The sequence below is a fragment of the Bacillus sp. MMSF_3353 genome (assembly GCF_030733445.1).
GTDB classification, from domain to species: domain Bacteria; phylum Bacillota; class Bacilli; order Bacillales; family Bacillaceae_G; genus Bacillus_A; species Bacillus_A wiedmannii.
Genome location: NZ_JASHJA010000021.1, coordinates 1 through 21,244, shown reverse-complemented (window position 1 = coordinate 21,244; position 21,244 = coordinate 1). Strand labels below are relative to the sequence as shown.

24 protein-coding genes and 2 other annotated features are annotated in these 21,244 nt (G+C 37.1%); all 24 genes read right to left on the bottom strand.

What is annotated here, in order from left to right; translation table 11 throughout:
* Nucleotides 1-272 precede the first annotated feature (272 nt).
* Complete coding sequence (locus RBB48_RS24830; protein WP_048543031.1) at nucleotides 273-872, bottom strand: class I SAM-dependent methyltransferase; 600 nt, start codon at nucleotides 870-872, stop codon at nucleotides 273-275.
* A gap of 76 nt (nucleotides 873-948) precedes the next feature.
* A complete protein-coding gene (gene rplL / locus RBB48_RS24825; protein ID WP_000159737.1) occupies nucleotides 949-1,308 on the bottom strand; it encodes a 50S ribosomal protein L7/L12 in 360 nt (119 codons plus the stop codon).
* 67 nt (nucleotides 1,309-1,375) lie between these two features.
* Nucleotides 1,376-1,876 carry a 50S ribosomal protein L10 gene (gene rplJ, locus RBB48_RS24820; protein ID WP_000048721.1) on the bottom strand — a complete coding sequence of 167 codons (501 nt, stop codon included), beginning with the start codon at nucleotides 1,874-1,876 and terminating at the stop codon, nucleotides 1,376-1,378.
* 39 nt (nucleotides 1,877-1,915) lie between these two features.
* Nucleotides 1,916-2,059: a sequence feature (ribosomal protein L10 leader region), on the bottom strand.
* A gap of 49 nt (nucleotides 2,060-2,108) precedes the next feature.
* Entirely contained in the window at nucleotides 2,109-2,801 is a 693-nt protein-coding gene (gene rplA, locus RBB48_RS24815) for a 50S ribosomal protein L1 (protein ID WP_002096939.1), read from the bottom strand.
* Nucleotides 2,802-2,979: 178 nt separating this feature from the next.
* On the bottom strand, nucleotides 2,980-3,405 hold the full coding sequence (rplK, locus tag RBB48_RS24810; RefSeq protein WP_001085872.1) for a 50S ribosomal protein L11: 426 nt from the start codon (nucleotides 3,403-3,405) through the stop codon (nucleotides 2,980-2,982).
* Nucleotides 3,406-3,572: 167 nt separating this feature from the next.
* The gene (gene nusG, locus RBB48_RS24805; protein WP_000415794.1) at nucleotides 3,573-4,106 is read right to left on the bottom strand and encodes a transcription termination/antitermination protein NusG; all 534 of its coding nucleotides are present in this window, start codon (nucleotides 4,104-4,106) and stop codon (nucleotides 3,573-3,575) included.
* Nucleotides 4,107-4,237: 131 nt separating this feature from the next.
* Nucleotides 4,238-4,417 carry a preprotein translocase subunit SecE gene (gene secE / locus RBB48_RS24800; RefSeq protein WP_001241321.1) on the bottom strand — a complete coding sequence of 60 codons (180 nt, stop codon included), beginning with the start codon at nucleotides 4,415-4,417 and terminating at the stop codon, nucleotides 4,238-4,240.
* Between the two features lie 32 nt (nucleotides 4,418-4,449).
* The gene (gene rpmG / locus RBB48_RS24795) at nucleotides 4,450-4,596 is read right to left on the bottom strand and encodes a 50S ribosomal protein L33 (protein WP_002070160.1); all 147 of its coding nucleotides are present in this window, start codon (nucleotides 4,594-4,596) and stop codon (nucleotides 4,450-4,452) included.
* A 128-nt stretch (nucleotides 4,597-4,724) separates the two neighbouring features.
* Nucleotides 4,725-5,384 carry an RNA polymerase factor sigma-70 gene (locus RBB48_RS24790; protein WP_000387198.1) on the bottom strand — a complete coding sequence of 220 codons (660 nt, stop codon included), beginning with the start codon at nucleotides 5,382-5,384 and terminating at the stop codon, nucleotides 4,725-4,727.
* 67 nt (nucleotides 5,385-5,451) lie between these two features.
* The gene (locus RBB48_RS24785) at nucleotides 5,452-5,964 is read right to left on the bottom strand and encodes an NYN domain-containing protein (protein WP_000997888.1); all 513 of its coding nucleotides are present in this window, start codon (nucleotides 5,962-5,964) and stop codon (nucleotides 5,452-5,454) included.
* Nucleotides 5,965-5,967: 3 nt separating this feature from the next.
* Entirely contained in the window at nucleotides 5,968-6,711 is a 744-nt protein-coding gene (gene rlmB / locus RBB48_RS24780) for a 23S rRNA (guanosine(2251)-2'-O)-methyltransferase RlmB (protein ID WP_306008236.1), read from the bottom strand.
* Nucleotides 6,708-7,115: a Mini-ribonuclease 3 gene (locus RBB48_RS24775; protein WP_000564263.1), complete on the bottom strand. Its 408-nt coding sequence runs from the start codon at nucleotides 7,113-7,115 to the stop codon at nucleotides 6,708-6,710. The genes rlmB and RBB48_RS24775 overlap by 4 nt, the downstream gene beginning before the upstream one ends.
* Nucleotides 7,116-7,117: 2 nt before the next feature.
* A complete protein-coding gene (gene cysS / locus RBB48_RS24770; RefSeq protein WP_000152265.1) occupies nucleotides 7,118-8,515 on the bottom strand; it encodes a cysteine--tRNA ligase in 1,398 nt (465 codons plus the stop codon).
* Nucleotides 8,496-9,161 carry a serine O-acetyltransferase gene (gene cysE, locus RBB48_RS24765; RefSeq protein ID WP_000476500.1) on the bottom strand — a complete coding sequence of 222 codons (666 nt, stop codon included), beginning with the start codon at nucleotides 9,159-9,161 and terminating at the stop codon, nucleotides 8,496-8,498. The genes cysS and cysE overlap by 20 nt, the downstream gene beginning before the upstream one ends.
* Before the next feature lie 146 nt (nucleotides 9,162-9,307).
* Nucleotides 9,308-9,554: a binding site (T-box leader), on the bottom strand.
* A 47-nt stretch (nucleotides 9,555-9,601) separates the two neighbouring features.
* Nucleotides 9,602-11,059 (bottom strand): glutamate--tRNA ligase, encoded by a 1,458-nt coding sequence (gltX, locus tag RBB48_RS24760; protein ID WP_087983926.1) that lies wholly within the window; start codon nucleotides 11,057-11,059, stop codon nucleotides 9,602-9,604.
* Nucleotides 11,060-11,148: 89 nt separating this feature from the next.
* Nucleotides 11,149-11,625: a 2-C-methyl-D-erythritol 2,4-cyclodiphosphate synthase gene (ispF, locus tag RBB48_RS24755; protein ID WP_016121241.1), complete on the bottom strand. Its 477-nt coding sequence runs from the start codon at nucleotides 11,623-11,625 to the stop codon at nucleotides 11,149-11,151.
* A gap of 115 nt (nucleotides 11,626-11,740) precedes the next feature.
* Complete coding sequence (gene ispD, locus RBB48_RS24750; protein ID WP_048562648.1) at nucleotides 11,741-12,421, bottom strand: 2-C-methyl-D-erythritol 4-phosphate cytidylyltransferase; 681 nt, start codon at nucleotides 12,419-12,421, stop codon at nucleotides 11,741-11,743.
* A 16-nt stretch (nucleotides 12,422-12,437) separates the two neighbouring features.
* Nucleotides 12,438-13,541 carry a PIN/TRAM domain-containing protein gene (locus tag RBB48_RS24745; protein WP_000919686.1) on the bottom strand — a complete coding sequence of 368 codons (1,104 nt, stop codon included), beginning with the start codon at nucleotides 13,539-13,541 and terminating at the stop codon, nucleotides 12,438-12,440.
* Nucleotides 13,542-13,701: 160 nt separating this feature from the next.
* Nucleotides 13,702-14,775, bottom strand: a complete 1,074-nt coding sequence (disA, locus tag RBB48_RS24740) for a DNA integrity scanning diadenylate cyclase DisA (protein WP_000392165.1) — start codon at nucleotides 14,773-14,775, stop codon at nucleotides 13,702-13,704.
* A gap of 3 nt (nucleotides 14,776-14,778) precedes the next feature.
* The gene (radA, locus tag RBB48_RS24735; protein ID WP_001085205.1) at nucleotides 14,779-16,155 is read right to left on the bottom strand and encodes a DNA repair protein RadA; all 1,377 of its coding nucleotides are present in this window, start codon (nucleotides 16,153-16,155) and stop codon (nucleotides 14,779-14,781) included.
* 96 nt (nucleotides 16,156-16,251) lie between these two features.
* A complete protein-coding gene (clpC, locus tag RBB48_RS24730) occupies nucleotides 16,252-18,687 on the bottom strand; it encodes an ATP-dependent protease ATP-binding subunit ClpC (RefSeq protein ID WP_000971181.1) in 2,436 nt (811 codons plus the stop codon).
* A gap of 22 nt (nucleotides 18,688-18,709) precedes the next feature.
* Nucleotides 18,710-19,774, bottom strand: coding sequence for a protein-arginine kinase McsB (mcsB, locus tag RBB48_RS24725; protein WP_306008235.1), 1,065 nt, complete (start codon nucleotides 19,772-19,774; stop codon nucleotides 18,710-18,712).
* A gap of 4 nt (nucleotides 19,775-19,778) precedes the next feature.
* On the bottom strand, nucleotides 19,779-20,327 hold the full coding sequence (gene mcsA / locus RBB48_RS24720) for a protein-arginine kinase activator protein McsA (RefSeq protein WP_088061472.1): 549 nt from the start codon (nucleotides 20,325-20,327) through the stop codon (nucleotides 19,779-19,781).
* Nucleotides 20,328-20,500: 173 nt separating this feature from the next.
* Nucleotides 20,501-20,962 (bottom strand): transcriptional regulator CtsR, encoded by a 462-nt coding sequence (ctsR, locus tag RBB48_RS24715; protein ID WP_001244556.1) that lies wholly within the window; start codon nucleotides 20,960-20,962, stop codon nucleotides 20,501-20,503.
* Between the last annotated feature and the right edge of the window lie 282 nt (nucleotides 20,963-21,244).

Sequence of the window (21,244 nt, the reverse complement as noted above, 5' to 3'; positions counted from 1 at the left end):
CATGAGTATTATAAATGCACAAAAAAATTTGTGCAAAATCACAAATAAATACAACTACTGCTATTAGCGTAGTTTTTTCTCTTAAAGATAAATACGTTGAGTCTTTCTACCTGCTCAAAAAAGAAAAATGGCTTCTATAAGAAAACCATCATTCTGTTTCATAATCTGCTGATTTTACTATCTTTTCCAAGAGAAACAAAAATATACATCTTTCTCAACGCAGAAAATCATATATTGGCATTGTATAATGTTAACATAGCCAAAAATAACCGTCAACGTTTTTTTGATTTTATGATATAATATCCTTTTTTCTTTTCTACAACTTCGACTTCAGAAAATACTTCCTCTAGTTTCTTCAGTGCAGATGGTGCACCTTGCTTCTTTTGAATAACAATCCACAACTCTCCACCTGGAACTAAATACTCTACAGCCTTTTCTAAAATCTCATGCACGATATCTTTACCTGCACGAATTGGAGGATTAGATAGAATAGCAGCATACATACCATCTACATTTTCATAGACGCTACTTTGAAAAATGCGTACATTTCCAATTCTATTGTTAGCGGCATTTTCTTTCGCAAGCTCAAGCGCCCTTTCATTCACATCCACCATGTGAACTTTACGGTCTTGAAACTCTTTCGCCAACGATAAACCAATTGGTCCATATCCACAACCTACGTCTAATATATCACCTTTAATATCTGGCACTTGAAACGCTTCAATTAAAAGACGAGAACCAAAGTCCACTTCGTTTTTCGAGAACACCCCACGGTCAGATAAGAAAGTAAATTGAGATCCACGAAGTGTAAATTCCCATCGTTTACGATCACTTTTACTAGAAGGGTCGTTAGAAAAATAATGGTCTGCCATATGGCCACCTCTTTTCTTTACAGTTAAAAAAAAAGCTCGCATGAGAGCGAGCTTTTTTTAAAGCATCAAAAGTTAATTACTTAACTTCTACAGCAGCGCCAACTTCTTCAAGTTTAGCTTTCATTTCTTCAGCTTCCTCTTTAGAAACGCCTTCTTTGATTGCTTTTGGAGTGTTGTCAACTAATTCTTTAGCTTCTTTTAAGCCAAGACCAGTGATTTCACGTACAGCTTTGATAACTTTGATTTTTTGAGCGCCAGCACTTGCAAGTACTACGTCAAATTCAGTTTTCTCAGCAGCAGCTTCACCAGCGCCACCAGCTACAGCTACAGGAGCAGCAGCAGTTACGCCGAATTCTTCCTCGATAGCTTTTACTAAGTCGTTAAGTTCTAATACAGTCATAGATTTAACTGCTTCAATGATTTGTTCTTTAGTCATTGTAAATATCCTCCCTTAAATAGGTTTGTATTGTTTTATAGATAACAAGTAATTATCTTTTAAAAAATTAAGCGCCTTGCTCTTCCTTTTGTTCTGCAACTGCTTTAGTAGCAAGTGCAAGGTTACGGATTGGAGCTTGAAGAACGCTAAGAAGCATAGAAAGTAAGCCTTCACGTGATGGAAGAGTAGCGATAGCTTTAACCTCATCAAGTGTTACAAGTTTACCTTCGATTACACCAGCTTTAATTTCTAAAGCTTCATGTTTTGTAGCGAAGTCGTTTAATACTTTCGCAGGAGCAACTACATCCTCGTTACTGAACGCGATTGCGTTTGGTCCTGTTAAGAATTCGTTTAACTCAGCCATTTCAGCAGACTCTGCAGCACGACGAGTTAAAGAGTTTTTGTAAACTTTGAACTCAACGCCAGCTTCACGTAAGTTTTTACGTAATTCTGTTACTTCAGAAACTGTTAAACCACGGTAGTCAACAACGATTGTAGATTTACTTTCGCGAAGTTTGTCCGCGATTTCAGTTACAACTTGTTGTTTAGTTTCGATTACTTTGCTCATGTTATTACACCTCCTGTAGATTATATAGAAGATGTACCGAAAGTGCACTAAAAACCTCCATGCCCAACTTGTAGACATGGAGGCATATAGTCACAGAAAAAAATTCCGTTTCGTATATTAACACCTAGGTAGGAAATTAAGTCTATTGACACCTACTGTCTACGGTACACTAATTAAATTCACAACATAAATGATTATATAAAAACTTCTTTATGAAGTCAACTTCCAAATTTTACGCTAATGTAGAAACGTCTACACGTACGCCAGGTCCCATTGTAGAAGCAACTGTTACGTTCTTCATGTAAGTACCTTTTGCAGCAGCTGGCTTAACTTTTTGTAAAGTGTCAGCAATTGTTCCGAAGTTTTCTACTAATTTAGCATCTTCGAAAGATACTTTACCGATTGGAACGTGGATGTTACCAGCTTTATCAACGCGGTATTCAACTTTACCAGCTTTGATTTCGTTAACAGCTTTAGTTACATCGAAAGTAACTGTTCCAGTTTTAGGGTTTGGCATTAAACCTTTAGGTCCTAATACGCGACCAAGTTTACCAACTTCACCCATCATGTCAGGAGTTGCTACTACTACATCGAAATCGAACCAACCTTGTTGGATTTTACCGATGTAATCAGCATCGCCTACGAAGTCAGCTCCAGCAGCTTCAGCTTCTTTAGCCTTTTCACCTTTAGCGAATACTAATACACGTTGTACTTTACCAGTACCGTGTGGAAGAACAACTGCACCACGGATTTGTTGGTCAGCTTTCTTAGGGTCAACACCTAAACGGAATGCAACTTCTACAGTCGCATCAAATTTAGCTGTGTTTGTTTTCTTTACTAATTCTACTGCTTCTGTTGCAGAGTAAGCAGTTGCACGATCAACAAGCTTTGCAGCTTCTACGTACTTTTTACCTCTTTTAGCCATTTTTATTTCCTCCTCGAATGTGGTTTTAGCGGAATAACCTCCCACGTTTACGCTTATTTTCAGGTATAACCTGAGGATGCGCGCCATCCATTTATTTAAAAACGATAATCATTTACGATAATAAAGGTTGCGAATTGGAATTCCAGACCCGCAACCTTTTTAAAAAAAACAAATCGAATTAGTCTTCGATAACGATGCCCATACTGCGTGCAGTACCTTCAACCATACGCATTGCAGCTTCTACACTAGCAGCGTTTAGGTCAGGCATTTTAGTTTCAGCGATTTCGCGTACTTTATCACGCTTAACAGTTGCCACTTTATTACGGTTTGGTTCACCAGAACCAGACTCAATACCAGCTACTTTCTTAAGAAGAACAGCAGCAGGAGGAGTTTTAGTAATGAAAGTGAATGAACGGTCCTCAAATACCGTAATTTCAACAGGGATGATAAGACCAGCTTGATCAGCTGTACGAGCGTTAAACTCTTTACAGAAGCCCATGATGTTAACACCTGCTTGTCCTAATGCTGGACCAACTGGTGGAGCTGGGTTAGCTTTACCTGCAGGAATTTGAAGCTTTACCATTTTAATTACCTTTTTAGCCACGAGACACACCTCCTTAAGTCCGTGATGTGGTCAATTGGACAGTGATTTGCCCTCCCACGTCATATTTTATCTGTAAGGATAAAATCTTTCAAAAAACGTCTCCGATAACGAAGACGTACTGACTTAAAAGATATTATCACTTTTTACAATTCATTTCAAGTTTCATTTTATAATTTTTCAATTTGATGGAAGTCAAGCTCAACTGGAGTCTCGCGACCAAACATGTCCACAAGCACGCTAACCTTTTTCTTCTCCACATCAATTTCTTCAATAGCACCTGTATAATCTGCGAATGGCCCCTCATTTACACGCACTGTCTCATGAAGTTCAAAGTCGAAATCAACCACTTCGTTGTCCATTCCCATATGCTTCATAATGGTAACCACTTCCTCTTCTAATAGAGGTGATGGTTTAGATCCAGAACCAGAAGAACCAACGAACCCAGTTACACCTGGCGTGTTACGTACAACATACCAAGAGTCATCAGTCATGATTAATTCTACTAATACATAACCTGGGAACACTTTTCTTTTCATTAATTTTTCTTTACCGTTTTTCATTTCTACTTCTACTTCTTCCGGGACAACAACACGGAAAATTTTATCTTGCATACCCATTGATTCTACACGTTTCTCTAGGTTTGCTTTTACTTTATTTTCATATCCAGAATAAGTATGGACAACATACCAACTTTTTTCCATTCATTTAGGACGAGCGTCCTTCCCTCCCTGACGTACATTTTTTTGCGCAAATGAAAAAACCCGTTCACCGGGCCTTTACACAGTTCTTATAAATAACATTATATCATGGATAAGTGCTTCTTATTCAAGAATTAACCAAGAATTAACCGAATTAAAGAAGAAATGCCCATATCAACCACTGCGAAGAAAATCGCAAAGAAGACAACTGTAGCGATAACAGTCGCTGTTGAACGGAGTAATTCATCTTTTTTAGGCCAACTTACTTTTTTCATTTCGCGACCTACATCGCCGAAAAAGTTCGTTAAACGCATCTACGGGACCTCCAGTGTATTATTTCAATTATTTATTTTGTTTCCTTGTGAACTGTATGCTGATTGCATGTTTTACAAAACTTCTTTATTTCAAGTCGCTCTACTGAGCTCGTATCTTTCATCGTAGAGTAGTTTCGATTTTTACACTCTTCACATGAGAGTACAACTTTTTTCCTCATTAGTTACACCAACCTTGTAACATTATGTCCCTAAAAATGTATCATACAACAAAAGACAATGTCAATGACATGCCTTTTGCACTCTCTACAAAAAGAAAACAGGTGATTTTTTACACCTGTAGCATTTGTTATGAATTTAAAGTGGTACTCTCTCTCATTTCCATATATCGTTCCAATTTCCGCTTCACCCTCTGTAAAGCATTATCAATAGATTTCACATGTCTATTTAACTGTTCCGAAATCTCTTGATAAGAACGACCATCTAGATATAAAGAAAGCACTTTTCTTTCTAAATCGCTTAATAATTCAGATATTTTAGATTCTATGTCTGTATATTCTTCCTGACTTATAATCATTTCTTCAGGATCCGTTACCTTCGCTTCCGAAATAACATCTAATAATGTCCGATCAGATTCCTCATCATAAATCGGCTTATCTAAAGACACATATGAATTTAACGGAATATGTTTTTGCCTTGTTGCTGTTTTAATAGCGGTAATAATTTGCCGAGTGATACACAGTTCAGCAAATGCTTTGAATGAAGACAGCTTGTCCTCTTTATAATCACGAATCGCTTTAAACAATCCAATCATACCTTCTTGAACAATATCTTCTCGATCGGCACCCACTAAGAAATAAGATCTCGATTTCGCGCGAACAAAGTTCTTATATTTGTGAATCAAATATTCTAGAGCGTCAGTATTACCTTTTCGAACTAACTCAACGATTGCCTCATCCTCTAAATCACGAAATGTAACGTCGCCTACACTTACGAAGCCTGCTTCCACCTTGATCCCTCCGACCGCTATTTATTTAGCAATATTATACAGTAAAAAGATAAAGAGCGTCAATGCTTCAACGCTCTCCTCTTCTTAATTTTTCTAATTTTTCTGTAATATCTTTACTAAATATCTTTCGCATGGCGGGTTGCTTTTCTTTTGTGTCTTGTGTACGCCTTCTTACTTGTTGCTCCATCGCTTGTACTTCCAACTCCAATTCACGTGCAGATTTCCGAAGAGCACCTTGCGCAAATATAACCCATTGTTCCGTATAATCAGAAGTCGCAACATATATTTGCGTATTTATATTTCTAAGCTCAATCGCAAGCTGCTCTATCTTTTCATCTGCAGTTTGATTCTTCCTCGTGAATATGACTTCCACACGCGATTGTTTCATCTTTTTTTCAATACCTTGGACTGTATAAGCATCAAAAACTATCATTACCTTTGTACCTGTGTATCCTTGGTAATCCGCCATCTTATCAATCAGTGCATCTCTTGATGATTGCAAATCTACATCCCGTAGTTTCTTCAAGTCTCCCCAAGCTCCGATAATGTTGTAACCGTCAACGATTAAAATATCGTTCATTTTTTATTTACCAATTTCGTGACGCTTACGATATACCTCATACATTAACAAACTTGCGGCTACTGAAGCATTTAAGGATGTAACTTTACCGACCATCGGTAAAGTAATTAAGAAATCACATTTTTCACCAATAATACGACTCATACCTTTTCCTTCACTTCCAATTACTAATCCAATTGGCATTTTACCATCTAAATTACGGTAATCCGTTTTCCCTTTTGCATCTGTACCAGCAATCCAAAGTCCACGTTCTTTTAATTCATCGATTGTACGAGATAAATTCGTTACACGTGCAACAGGAATATATTCAATTGCTCCAGTCGATGCTTTCGCAACTGATGCAGTAAGTCCCACAGCTCTTCTTTTCGGAATAATAATTCCATGAGCTCCTGTTGCATCCGCAGTACGCATAATAGAACCTAGGTTATGCGGGTCTTCGATTTCATCTAAAATTAAGAAGAACGGATCTTCGTTACGCTTCTCTGCCACTTCAAATAGATCTTCTAGCTCAGCATATTGATATGCAGCCACTTGAGCAATTACACCTTGATGGTTCCCCTCAACTAACTGGTCTAACTTCTTCTTTGGTGCATGTTGTAAAATAATCTTATTTTCTTTCGCTAGTGCTAGTACAATTTGTATTTGTCCTTTGGCAGCACCTTCCGCGATCCAAATTTTATTAATATCTCTTCCTGAGCGTAACGCTTCAATTACAGGGTTACGTCCGATAATATATTCACTACTCATGATGATGTGCCCCCTTCCTTTTCTTCTAAAACAGCAATTGCCTTATATACAATTTCGTCTAATCTTTCACGATTATTTAATAAGTGATGATAGCCAATTAGCGCTTCAAAGGCTGTACTATATCGATATGTTTGTACATCAGTATTTTTCGGGACAGTACCTGAATTTGCATTACGCCCTCTTCTTAGTACCGCCTCTTCTTCCTCTGTTAAAAATGCTGTCTCTAATAAATGATAAACAACTTTCGCCTGCGCTTTTGCCGAAACAAAGCTTGTCCCTAATCGATGCAATTGATTAGGACGAACTTTCCCTTTTTGAAGTAGGTGATAGCGGATATATTGTTCATATACCGCATCACCCATATATGCTAACGCTAAGCTGTTTAATTGCTTTGCATCAATCATTCTTATCCTCTTTTCCATCTTGTACCTTGAGCGGTATCTTCTAAAATAATATTACGGTCTTTTAAATCATCGCGAATTTGATCCGATAACGCAAAATCACGATTTTTACGAGCTTCAATGCGCTTTTGAATAAGTACCTCAATTTCTTCATCAAGCAACTCTTCTTGCGCTAATTCTAACCCTAAAATATCAAATAATGTTTCAAGTTGTTTTACGTATGCTTCAATTACAACTGTAGACGTATGTTCTTCCAGTAAATATTGATTTGCATGATTTGCTACATTATATAACTCAGTGATTGCATTAGCAGTGTTGAAGTCATCATTCATTGCTTCTTCAAATGCAGTCTGGAATTTTTCCAGTTCCGCTAACCATTTCTCATTATGATCTGTTAAATCAGTACTACTTTCCATACGGTGTTTTAAATTACCGTAAGCCGTTTTAATTCTTTCCAGTCCGTTATTTGTACTTTGTAGTAAATCTTCACTGAAATTAATTGGGTGACGGTAATGTACCGATAGCATAAAGAATCTAATTAGCTGTGGATCATATTGCTTAATGATATCGTGAACTAAAATGAAGTTCCCCAGTGACTTAGACATCTTCTCATTATTAATATTAATATATCCATTGTGCATCCAATAACGTGCAAATGTTTTTCCTGTTAATGCCTCAGACTGCGCAATTTCATTCTCATGATGAGGAAATGCCAAGTCTTGACCACCAGCATGAATATCGATTGTATCTCCTAAGTATTTACGCGCCATTGCTGAGCATTCAATATGCCAGCCTGGACGACCTTTCCCCCAAGGGCTTTCCCAGAAGATTTCTCCTTCTTTCGCAGCTTTCCATAGAGCAAAATCAAGAGGATCTTGTTTCTTTTCTCCTACTTCAATGCGTGCACCGTGACGTAAGTCGGCGATTGGTTGATGCGATAATTTACCGTATCCTTCAAATTCCTTCGTTCTAAAGTACACATCACCTTCTGATTCATATGCATATCCTTTATTCACAAGTTCTTGAATAAATTCAATAATGATATCCATATTTTCCGTTACACGCGGATGAACTGTTGCATGTTTGCAACCTAGTGCCGTTACATCTTCAAAATACGCTTCAACGAAACGGTCAGCAATTGTCGGCACATCTTCACCTAATTCATTTGCTGCTTTAATTAATTTATCATCTACGTCAGTAAAGTTAGATACATACTGCACATCATACCCTTTATATTCTAAATAACGGCGTACCGTATCAAATACCATAGGTGGTCTTGCATTCCCAATGTGAATATAGTTATAAACTGTAGGTCCACACACATACATCTTTACCTTATTTTCTTCTAATGGAGTAAACTCTTCCTTTTGACGCGTTAACGTATTATAAATGTGAATAGTCATTTTTATCCTTCCTTTCTACCTTTACTTCAAGTTGTTTTTTCAATTTATCAAGTTCTACTTCCATGACCTTTAACTTATCAAAAATTGGGTCTGGAAGGTCAGAATGATTTAATTCTTGACCGATCTTTACTCCATTTTGAATAACGACTCGGCCAGGTATACCTACAACTGTAGAATGTGCAGGTACTTCTTTTAATACGACAGACCCTGCTCCAATTTTAGAATTCTCTCCAACTGTAATAGAACCTAGTACTTTAGCACCTGTTGCAATTAATACATTATCCTGAATTGTAGGGTGCCTCTTCCCCTTTTCTTTACCCGTACCACCTAATGTAACACCTTGATAGATCGTTACATTATCACCAATCTCGCACGTTTCTCCAATTACAACCCCCATTCCATGGTCTATGAAAAAACGACGACCAATTGTTGCTCCTGGATGAATTTCAATACCGGTAAAAAAACGACTAACTTGTGAGATCCAACGTGCAATAAAGAAGAAATTCTTTTTATAAAAAGCATGTGCAATTCGATGGGCCCAAACTGCATGTAATCCAGAGTAAGTCAAAATGACTTCGAAATAACTTCTTGCCGCTGGATCCTGTTCAAAAACGACTTCAATATCTTCCCGAAGCCTCTTAAACATCGACGCTCCCTCCCCTTTATGGGCTGCTTTTTCGAGTGAACTAACTCCCTTAACTCCCTACTTATCCCCCTAAATCTTTATACACGGGGATAAAACTTATACTCATACCCATTTTTACGGTATAAAAAAGACGCCTCTGTCATATTGACAGAGACGCCTTATAAGCGCGGTTCCACTCTGTTTAGGCTAAAGAAAGCCTCAAACTCATCTATGATAACGGTGTACACCGCTTCTGCTTACTTTACGCCCTAAGACGTTTCACAAAACAATTCGCTGTTCAGCAGAAGACTCGAAGGGGCATTTCAAAAATCCGCTTATAAACCACTTCCAGCCTAAAGGTGGTTCTCTCTGTAAAAAGCCTGATTTTCTACTTCTCCTTCTCGTCGCTTTTCCTTATTAGGTTTTAAGTATACTTATTATATTTCTAAATCTAGAAAATGTTAACCAATTACTTTTTGAAGACGATTTAAAACTTTTTCTTTTCCAAGAAGTGCAATAGCATTAGGAAGCTCTGGGCCATGTGTTTGACCAGTAGTTGCAACACGGATTGGCATAAATAAGTTTTTACCTTTATGACCTGTTTCCTTTTGCACTGCTTTAATAGCCGCCTTAATTGCTGCTGGTTCCATCGCTTCTAGTGCTTCTACTTGACTCGCAAATGCACGAAGTACTTCTGGTACTTGTTCACCTTTTAATACTTCTTGTCCTTCTTCTTCATAATCAACATGATCTTTGAAGAACATTTCAGAAAGCTCTACAATTTCAGCTCCAAAACTCATTTGTTCATGATATAACGCAATTACATCACGAATCCAAGCTTGTTCTTGTTCGCTTAAAGTTTCACCTATACGTCCAGCTTTCACTAGATGCGGTAAGCTTAATTCTACCACCGTATCTAAATCTTGCTTTTTCATATATTGGTTGTTCATCCATTTTAGTTTTTGAGAATCAAATAATGCAGGTGATTTTGATAAACGAGCTGCATCGAACATTTTGATAAATTCTTCTTGAGAGAAGATTTCTTCTTCTCCTACTGGCGACCAACCTAGTAGTGCAATAAAGTTAAAGATCGCTTCTGGAAGATATCCAAGCTCTTTATATTGCTCAATAAATTGAATAATAGATTCATCACGCTTACTTAACTTTTTACGGCTTTCGTTTACAATTAAAGTCATATGACCAAATTGCGGAATATCCCAACCGAAAGCTTCGTAAATCATCATTTGTTTTGGCGTATTTGAAATATGATCATCACCACGAAGTACATGTGTAATCTCCATTAAGTGATCATCTACTGCTACCGCAAAGTTATAAGTTGGAATTCCATCTTTTTTCACGATAACGAAATCACCGAAATCATTTGAATGGAATGCAACTTCATCTTTTACGATATCTTTAAACGTGTAGTCGCGATCAACCGGTACACGGAAACGAATACTCGGAATGCGGCCTTCAGCCTCAAATCCCTTCATTTGCTCCTCAGTTAAATCACGGTGGTTTCCAGCATAACGCGGTGTTTCACCACGAGAGATTTGTCCTTCACGCTCTGCTTCTAGCTCTTCTTCTGTCATATAACATTTGTAAGCTAAACCGCGTTCTAATAAATCTTCATATAATTTTTTATAAATATCTAAACGCTCTGTTTGACGATATGGTCCAAATTCACCACCAACATCAACACCTTCATCCCAGTCCATACCGAGCCATTTCAAGTATTTTAATTGGCTTTCTTCTCCACCAGCAACATTACGTTTCACATCAGTATCTTCAATACGAATAATAAACTTACCATCTTGATGACGAGCAAATAAATAATTAAATAATGCCGTACGCGCATTTCCGATATGTAAGTGTCCTGTTGGACTTGGCGCATAGCGCACTCTCACTTGCTTTTCCATAATTGGTACACCTTCCATTCTTAATGTCAACACATTCTATAATTGTACACCAAAAAAATGTGATTATCCATCTTACGAATTAAAAACCATTATTTTTTCTGTAATAAAACAACTGCTTGAGAAGCAATTCCTTCTTCTCTACCTGTAAATCCTAATTTTTCTGTTGTTGTTGCTTTTACATTGATATTGTCAATAGACGTTTCTAATAGTTCACTAATACGTTTACGCATACTTTCAATATGTGGTGCCATCTTTGGCTTTTGAGCAATAATTGTACAATCTAGATTCCCTAACTCGTAACCTTGTTCACGTACAAATTCCCAAACCTTTTGCAGCAATACAGCTGAATCAGCATCTTTAAAAGCAGAATCTGTATCAGGGAAATGCTTCCCAATATCCCCAGCTGCAATTGCACCTAAACATGCATCCGCAATCGTATGTAACAATACGTCTGCATCTGAATGACCAATTAATCCTTTCTCATGAGGAATTGTAATTCCACCAATAATTAACGGTCTACCTTCCGCAAACTCATGCACATCAAAACCTTGTCCAATTCGAAACATTTTTTACATCCTCCTCAAGCTAAACTACAGAGCTTTATGATTCTATATTATATCGCTATCCTTATAAAGAAAAGCCCGGCTGTTGCCGAGCTTTTTTTCGCTATAATCATCACTTTCATTTCTTTTGAACATGAAGGAAACTTTCAGCAATTAATAAATCCTCTGGAGTCGTCACTTTAATATTATAGTAACTCCCCTCTACTACACCTACTTGCTTCCCGATACGTTCTACGAGGCTTGCATCATCTGTACCAAGGAAACAACCCTGTTTTGCACTTCTATGAGCTTCTAACAAAAGAGAAACAGCGAACCCTTGTGGTGTTTGTACAGCTTTAAGCTGAGATCTTTCTACCGTTTCGACAACGATACCCTGCTCTACTTTCTTAACTGTATCTTTCACTGGTACCGCACAAATGGACGCTCCATATTTTTCTGCTGCAGTTAATACATCTTGAATCACTTTGTTCGTTACAAATGGACGCGCGCCGTCATGTACAAGAACATACTCAACATCACTAGTATGCTGAATGGCGTTATATACACTATCTTGTCTTTCGGCTCCGCCCTGAATAAATTGTACTGGCTTTTCAATTGGATACTTCTGCATTAATTCTTCAAAATACGGACGTTCTTCTTCGTTAATTGCCATAATAATACTTTTGCACGCTTTATCTTTTTCAAAAGCACGTAACGTATGCACAATAATCGGTACTTCATTAATAAGTAAGAACAACTTATTTTTACCAGCACCCATCCGCTTACCTTGACCAGCTGCTGGAATAATTAATGTATACATATTAATAATCCTCTACTTATAATGCTTTTTCTAATAATTTACGTTTGGCGAAAATCATACGCCCAGCCGATGTTTGTAACACACTAGTAACAAGCACATTGAGTTGTGAACCTACATATTCTCTACCATCTTCTACTACAATCATCGTGCCATCATCTAAATATGCAACACCTTGATTTTGTTCTTTTCCATCTTTGACAACATAAACACTCAGTTCTTCACCTGGGAGTACAACAGGTTTAATTGCATTAGCTAAATCGTTAATATTTAACACCGTTACCCCTTGTAATTCAGAAACTTTGTTTAAATTGAAATCATTCGTTACTACCGTTCCACCAGTGATTTTCGCCAACTTTACAAGTTTGCTATCCACTTCTTGAATATCATCGAAATCGCCTTCATAAATTTCTACCGGAATCGGCATCTCTTTTTGAATACGATTTAAAATATCTAATCCTCTGCGACCACGATTACGCTTTAAAGCATCAGAAGAATCGGCAATGTGCTGAAGTTCTTCTAACACGAATTGTGGAATCACAATTGTTCCTTCTAAAAACTTTGTTTGGCAAATATCAGCAATACGCCCATCGATAATTACACTCGTATCGAGAATTTTCCAATGAGTTGTAGATTCTTCTACCTCAGTTTCTTCATTCTCACTATTATTATTTTTCTTCTTTCCACGTTGTGGTAATGTAAATAATCCTAGCAATTCATTCCTCTTTTTAAACCCTACTTGGAATCCTAAATATCCAAGTAAAAGAGTAAAGAACACTTGCAACACTGTGCTAATAACTGGAATTGTAAATTCACGAATTGGTATTAAAATTAAATATGCAACAATAAGACCAGAGATTAACCCTAATGTACCAAATAAAACATCCGCTACAGGCGCCTTTACAAGAGCCTCTTCAATATGCTTAATAAGTTGAACAATATAATCTACAAGCCAAAATGTTGTTAAAAATAAAATAATTGCACCAATAATTGCACGAACATACGATCCTTCCAATAAAGGAACGGCACCGATGTCTAATACATTAATAACTTTTGGGATTAAGTAAATCCCTAACGCTCCGCCAATTACTAGAAAGAAGAGCTGTACAATCCGTTTTAACATCCAACCACCTCCTACTCATTATTAACCATTGTTTCGCTAATCAAAACGCCGAATGCAAAAGCGGACGTGTTTTTTTATAAATAGTTTTATTTACCAATATACCATATCTTATACCAAAAATGTTCTAGTGTCGTTATATTATGGAATCAATGTAATATTCTTAATTGTGTCTACTCATATAGAGATGCTCTTGGATTCTTTTTAAGCCTTCTCGTATTTTCTTCGCCCTTACTTCTCCAATTCCTTCCACATCATCCAATTCATTAATAGTTGCTCGACAAACACCTTGCAAAGTCTTAAATCGATTAATTAAATTTTCAATGATAAGTGGCGGAACGCGCGAAATTTTGCTTGTGATTCGGTATCCTCTCGGCGTCACACTTTCTTCTAAACTCATTTGTCCTGGATAGCCAAGCAATTTAACTAAATCGCTATCCTCTAGAAGTTGTGTATTCGCAAGATCTTGTAACTTTTTCAAAATTTGATGATGGTCTTGTGTTTTTTCTTGATAATAATCTTTAATTAATAACGCTGCCTCTGCCTCTAAATCAGCTAGTAGTTCTGTAAGTTGTAAACGAATTAACCTACCTTCCGTTCCTAACTCATGAATATAGCTCAATATTTCATTTTTAATCCGCAGTACCATTTCAACACTATGTAACACATGAACCACCTCGGACATTGTAACGACTTCTTCAAATTCTAGAATGCCCAAATTCGTAATACCATCATTCCATACAGCCTTATATTTTTCTAACGTTTGAATAGCTTGGTTCGCCTTTGTTAAAATAACACCTATATCCTTTAGTGTATAACGTAAATTCCCTTGATATAGTGTAATTACGTTACGTCTTTGTGAAATAGCCACAACGAGACTACCTGTCTGCTTTGCTACACGCTCTGCCGTCCGGTGGCGCATACCTGTTTCAATAGAATCAATAGATGCCTCTGGAACTAACTGTGCATTTGCAATTAAAATTTTACTTCCGGTTTCATTTAAAATAAGTGCCCCATCCATTTTTGCTAATTCGTATAAACTAGCAGGAGAGAATGCACAATTAATGTGAAATCCCCCATCAACAATACTTTTAATTTGTTCATTATATCCAAGAACAATTAGTCCCCCTGTTTGTGCGCGAAGCACATTATCTATCCCTTCGCGCAGTGGTGTTCCTGGGGCCACGAGCTGTAAAATATTAATCATACTTTTGACACGTTGCTTGTTTTCTTCCATAGCCTAGCCTCCTAATGTCAAACGAAGCGCTTCCCCTAAATTAGATACACCTACTACCTCAATCCCATCCGGAATTGTCCATCCTCCCAAATTTTTTCTAGGAATAATAGCACGTTGAAATCCTAATTTAGCTGCTTCTTGTACACGTTGTTCAATTCTTGATACTCTTCTTATTTCTCCAGTTAATCCTACTTCTCCTATTACTGCATCAGTTGGTGTCGTAGATTTATCTCTAAAACTTGAAGCAATACTTAAAGCCACAGCTAAATCAATTGCTGGTTCATCTAATTTCAAACCACCTGCTACTTTTAAATATGCGTCTTGGTTTTGCAATAATAAACCTGTTCTTTTTTCTAGCACTGCCATAATAAGCGATACACGGTTATGATCAATTCCCGTCGCCATTCTTCGAGGGTTTCCAAAACTAGTAGGGGAGATTAATGCTTGTATTTCTACTAAAACCGGTCTTGTTCCTTCCATTGAGGCAACTACTGTTGATCCTGCGACTCCAACGGGTCTTTCCTCAAGAAAAATTTCAGAAGGGTTTAAGACTTCCGCAAGACCGAGCTCTTTCATTTCAAAAATACCCATTTCATTCGTGGAGCCAAAACGATTCTTCACAGCTCGCAAAATACGATATGTATGATGACGATCTCCTTCAAAGTAAAGAACTGCATCGACCATATGTTCTAACATACGAGGTCCTGCAATTGCCCCCTCTTTTGTTACATGTCCGACGATAAAAATAGGAATTCCTTTCGTTTTTGCAAGTTTCATTAATTCCGCTGTACATTCACGTACTTGCGCTACACTTCCTGGGGCTGACGTCACTTCAGGTAAATGTATCGTTTGAATAGAGTCAATAACAACAAAAGCTGGATTCATTTCTTCAATGTGCGCTGCAATTCGCTGTAGATCAGTTTCTGCTACAACAAATAGATTACTACCCTTTACATGCAAACGATCTGCACGAAGTTTAATCTGCTTTGCTGACTCCTCACCCGATATGTATAGTACATCATATGAAGAATCTGCTAATTGCGATGAAATTTGTAATAACAATGTTGATTTCCCAATCCCAGGGTCTCCACCAATAAGTACTAAGGATCCATCTACAATCCCACCACCAAGTACACGGTTAAACTCTTGGAATTTCGTTTCAATACGTGCCTCAGATTTTGTTTCTACTTCTGTTAGGCGTCTTGGTTTTGTTACTTCCGATTGAATTGCATTGGCATAATTAAGGCGTCTTGATGATACAACCGGTTCCATCTCTTCAACAAGCGTATTCCATTGACCACAACCAGGGCATTTCCCCATATATTTTGGTGACTGATAACCACACTCTTGACATGTGAATTTTGTTTTCTTTTTAGCCATATCGTTTTATATTTCACTTCACTTTCATCTATAAACAGTTTATCCTTCTCGTACAAGAAAGAGGGCTATCTCGTAGCCCTCTTAGTTTGTCTATACTTATTTTACCTTTTCAGCACTATGAATGACAAATGATTCCCCTTCAACATCAAAGATAACTTTTTGTCCTTTCTCAATAGCACCTTTTAAAAGTTCTTCCGATAGTCTATCTTCTACATGTTTCTGAATTGCTCTACGAAGCGGACGAGCACCGTATTCTCGGTCAAATCCTTTATCAGCAATGGCTGAAATCGCTCCTTCTGTTAAATGCAATTCAATCTCTTGCTCTTTTAAGCGCTTCACTAACTGATTCACCATAAGTGTTACAATCTCTTGAATATGTTTTTTCTCAAGCATATGGAACACGATAATTTCATCAATACGGTTTAAGAATTCTGGACGAAATGCCTTTTTCAGTTCATCCATTACTTTACCTTTCATATCTGAATAATCGCGGCTCTCATCTTGTACGTTAAATCCAAGATGTTTATTACGTTTTAACGCATCTGCACCAACGTTAGATGTCATAATAACAATTGTATTACGGAAATCAACTGTACGCCCTTTGGAATCCGTTAAGCGACCATCTTCTAATACTTGTAGTAAAATGTTAAACACATCAGGATGAGCTTTCTCTACTTCATCTAATAGGACAACTGAATATGGCTTACGGCGAACCTTTTCTGTTAATTGTCCACCTTCTTCATATCCAACATATCCTGGAGGAGATCCAACTAAACGAGAAGTCGAATGCTTCTCCATGTACTCAGACATATCGATGCGAATCATTGCATCCTCATCACCGAACATAGATTCTGCTAATGCTCTTGCTAGTTCTGTTTTACCTACACCTGTTGGTCCTAAGAAAATAAATGAACCAATCGGACGTTTCGGATCTTTCAATCCTGCTCTAGCACGACGAACAGCTTTCGCTACAGCTACTACCGCTTCATCTTGACCAATAACACGGTTGTGAAGAATGGATTCTAAGTTTAATAATTTATCAGTCTCTGTTTGTGCAAGTTTAGAAACCGGTATACGAGTCCACGTAGAAACGACATTTGCAATATCTTCTACTGTCACTTCTGAGTTTTCTTTTCCTTGTTGCTCTTTCCATTGACGCTTCGTATCTTCTAACTTTTCACGTAAGCGTTGTTCCATATCACGTAAGGAAGCAGCTTTTTCAAATTCTTGACTTTGCACAGCTGCATCTTTTTCTTTTCTAATTTCCTCAAGTTTTACTTCAAGCTCTTTTAGATTTGGTGGTGTTGTATAAGAGCGTAAGCGAACCTTTGAAGCAGCTTCATCAATTAAATCAATTGCTTTATCTGGTAAGAAACGATCTGTAATATAGCGGTCTGAAAGCTTTACAGCTGCATCAATTGCATCATCTGTAATAGATACACGGTGATGCGCTTCGTAACGATCACGTAAACCTTTCAATATTTGAGTTGATTCGTCTAAACTTGGCTCATCAACGTGAATTGGTTGGAAACGTCTTTCTAAAGCCGCGTCTTTTTCAATATATTTACGATATTCATCTAAGGTTGTCGCCCCAATACATTGTAACTCTCCGCGTGCTAAAGATGGTTTTAAAATGTTAGATGCATCAATTGCACCTTCTGCTCCACCTGCACCAATTAATGTATGAAGTTCATCAATAAATAGAATAATGTTTCCAGCTTGACGGATTTCATCCATAACTTTCTTTAAACGATCTTCAAATTCACCACGATATTTCGTTCCAGCTACAACTGTACCCATATCTAGTGTCATAACACGCTTATCTCTTAATGTTTCAGGAACTTCATTATTTACAATTTGTTGTGCTAATCCTTCTGCAATTGCCGTTTTACCTACACCAGGTTCTCCAATTAATACAGGATTGTTTTTTGTTCTACGGCTTAAAACTTCAATTACACGTTGAATTTCTTTACCACGACCGATAACAGGATCTAGACGATTTTCACGTGCAACAACTGTTAAATCACGTGCTAAGCTATCCAGTGTCGGTGTATTTGCATTCGTTGAAGAACCACCTTGGTGACCTGAACTTGCTTCATTACTTCCAAGGAGTTGCAATACTTGTTGTCTTGCCTTATTTAGGCTAACACCTAAGTTATTTAAAACACGTGCTGCTACACCTTCACCTTCACGGATTAAACCAAGTAAGATATGTTCTGTTCCAACGTAAGAATGACCTAATTTACGAGCTTCATCCATAGACAACTCAATAACCTTTTTAGCACGCGGTGTATAATGTACAGTTTGAGAAGCTTCTGTTCCGCGTCCAATTAACGCTTCTACCTCTTTTTGAACCTTCTCTGGACTTAATCCAAGAGCAATTAACGCTTTTGCTGCAATTCCTTCCCCTTCGCGTACAAGCCCAAGTAAAATGTGTTCTGTTCCAATATTATTATGCCCAATACGAATTGCTTCCTCTTGAGATAAAGCTAATACTTTCTGTGCTCTTTCTGTAAATCTTCCAAACATCATAGAAATCGCCTCCTACTTGCGCTTAGTTTTTTTCAATACGTAATCGCTCACGGATTAAGGTTGCTCTTCGATAATCTCTTTCTTCTGGTCCTAAAGGTCCGCCTGCATATTGTTGTAAAATGCCTGGTTGTGTAAGAACCATTAGCTCAGTCAAAATATTTCTCGATACACCTTTTATATATCCTAAATCAATACCAAGTCGTACATCTGACAAGCAAGTGGCCGCTTCTGCAGATTGAATTAACCGACTGTTTGCTAGTATGCCATAAGAGCGATAAACCTTATCTTCAAGCTCAATACTTGAATTTTGTACAATTAATTCTCTAGCTATTTTTTCTTGCTGTATGATTTGTTGAATGACACTTTTTAAATCTGCAATAATATCTTCTTCAGATTTTCCTAGCGTCATTTGATTTGACACTTGAAATATATTACCTAACGCTTCGCTACCTTCACCGTATATTCCTCTTACTACTAACCCTAATTTTTGAATTACTTGTATAATGCGGCTAATTCTTTTCGTTAAAACGAGTCCCGGTAAGTGAATCATTACGGAAGCCCTCAATCCTGTACCAACGTTAGTAGGGCAGCTCGTTATATATCCAAGTGATTCATCAAAAGCATATTCAACCTCTTCCTCTATCCAATTATCTATTTGATTGGCACTTTGAATAGCCTCTGATAACTGTAACCCTGAAAATAAGCACTGTATCCTAATGTGGTCTTCTTCATTAAGCATAACACTAATATGTTCGCTTTCTGATAATAGACATGCTCCATATTCTGTTCCTGCAAGGTTAGGACTAATTAAATGCTTTTCAACTAATACTCTCCTTTGAAGAGGCGTTAATTCATTCATTTTTAATAGTTCAAACTCTCCAAAAGGTTCTACCGTTTTATTTATAAATTCCTTTTTAAATAATTCATGAATCTGTCTAGCTTCTTCTTCGTTTTGCATAGTAGAGAATTGATATTTTTTAAAATTACGAGCCAAACGAATTCGACTACTTAAAATAATATCAGAATCAGGGCCATCCCCCTTCATCCATGGACTAATCGCTTCATTCATAATTTTGTCCAGTGACATAGAACTATTCCCCCTCTCTATGCTCACTAAGCTGATTTTCAAGACCTCGAATATCATCCCTTACTTCAGCAGCTTTCTCAAACTCCTCTTTCTGTACGTATTGTTTCAGAATGAGTTTTAGTTCATCTAATTCTTTCTTTAAGTGAAGATTTCCTTCTATACGTTCCGGAATTTTTCCACAATGATCTGTATGTCCGCCGTGCAGACGTTTTAATAATGGCTTTAAATGTTCCTTAAATGTATCGTAACAAGAAGCACATCCAAACCGTCCCACCTTTGTAAATTGCTCATATGTCATCTTACAATCTGGACACCTTAATATACTTGTATTCGAAAGCCCGTTTTGTCCTTCTTCAAACATTGTTGATTCACCGTGTAATAACCCAGCAAATAAATCATGGAATGAAAAGTTAGACTGCGGTGATTGAAAGAAAGACGTATAGCCACTTTGTTCTGCACATTGCTCACAAAGATGAACTTCCGTCTTCTTTTCGTTGATTACTTTTGTATAATGTAAAGTTGCTGGTCTTATATTACAGTTTTGACAAGTCATCACTATCCCCACCTTTACAATAGGAACGATCTATCTGATAGTAATTTTCATACATTACTAGATTGTTCACTTTCCTTTACTTGTTTAAATAAAAGTGCGTGTTCTTTTTTCAAAACCTCTACAATATTTAACTGCCTTATCTCTTAGTTATTATTCTTTTACAAAAGCTATATTTATTTATATTTCAGTGTTCTTAACATTGCGCATAATATTCGAGCCCTAAGTTCATCTCGAGAAGGAACATCCATTGATAATACAGAACGATCTAGTACACTTAACATAAGTTTAGCTTCACGATTTGTTATGATTCCCTCTTCTATTAAACGTATAATCATACTCTCTGCATTCCCTTGCGCAACGCTATGATCAATCATATGAAGCATTTGATCAATCATGTCTATATCGTCATGCAGTTTGACTTTTATAATGCGAATGTAACCTCCTCCACCACGTTTACTTTCTACTACAAATCCTCTTTCTATCGTAAAACGGGTATTGATTACATAATTGATTTGAGATGGTACGCACTCGAATCGATCCGCAATCTCATTTCTTTTGATTTCAATCACATTATTATTACTTAAGTCAATAACTTGCTTTAGATATTGCTCAATGATATCAGATATATTTCTCATTTATCCGCCACCTTTATTGACTTTGACTATCTTTGACTTTAATTATATACGTATTAATAAAATTTGCAACTCTTTTGCTTATTCACTATCCTAGCCACATTCCCCTGTATTTAATCAAAATAATAATTATTTAAACACATTTTTTAATTACTATGGATTATAAAAGAAAATACGAAAAAACACGAGTCATTTGACTCGTGTCTAGTTGCTTGGCGACGTCCTACTCTCACAGGGACAAGGTCCCAACTACCATCGGCGCTAGAGAGCTTAACTTCCGTGTTC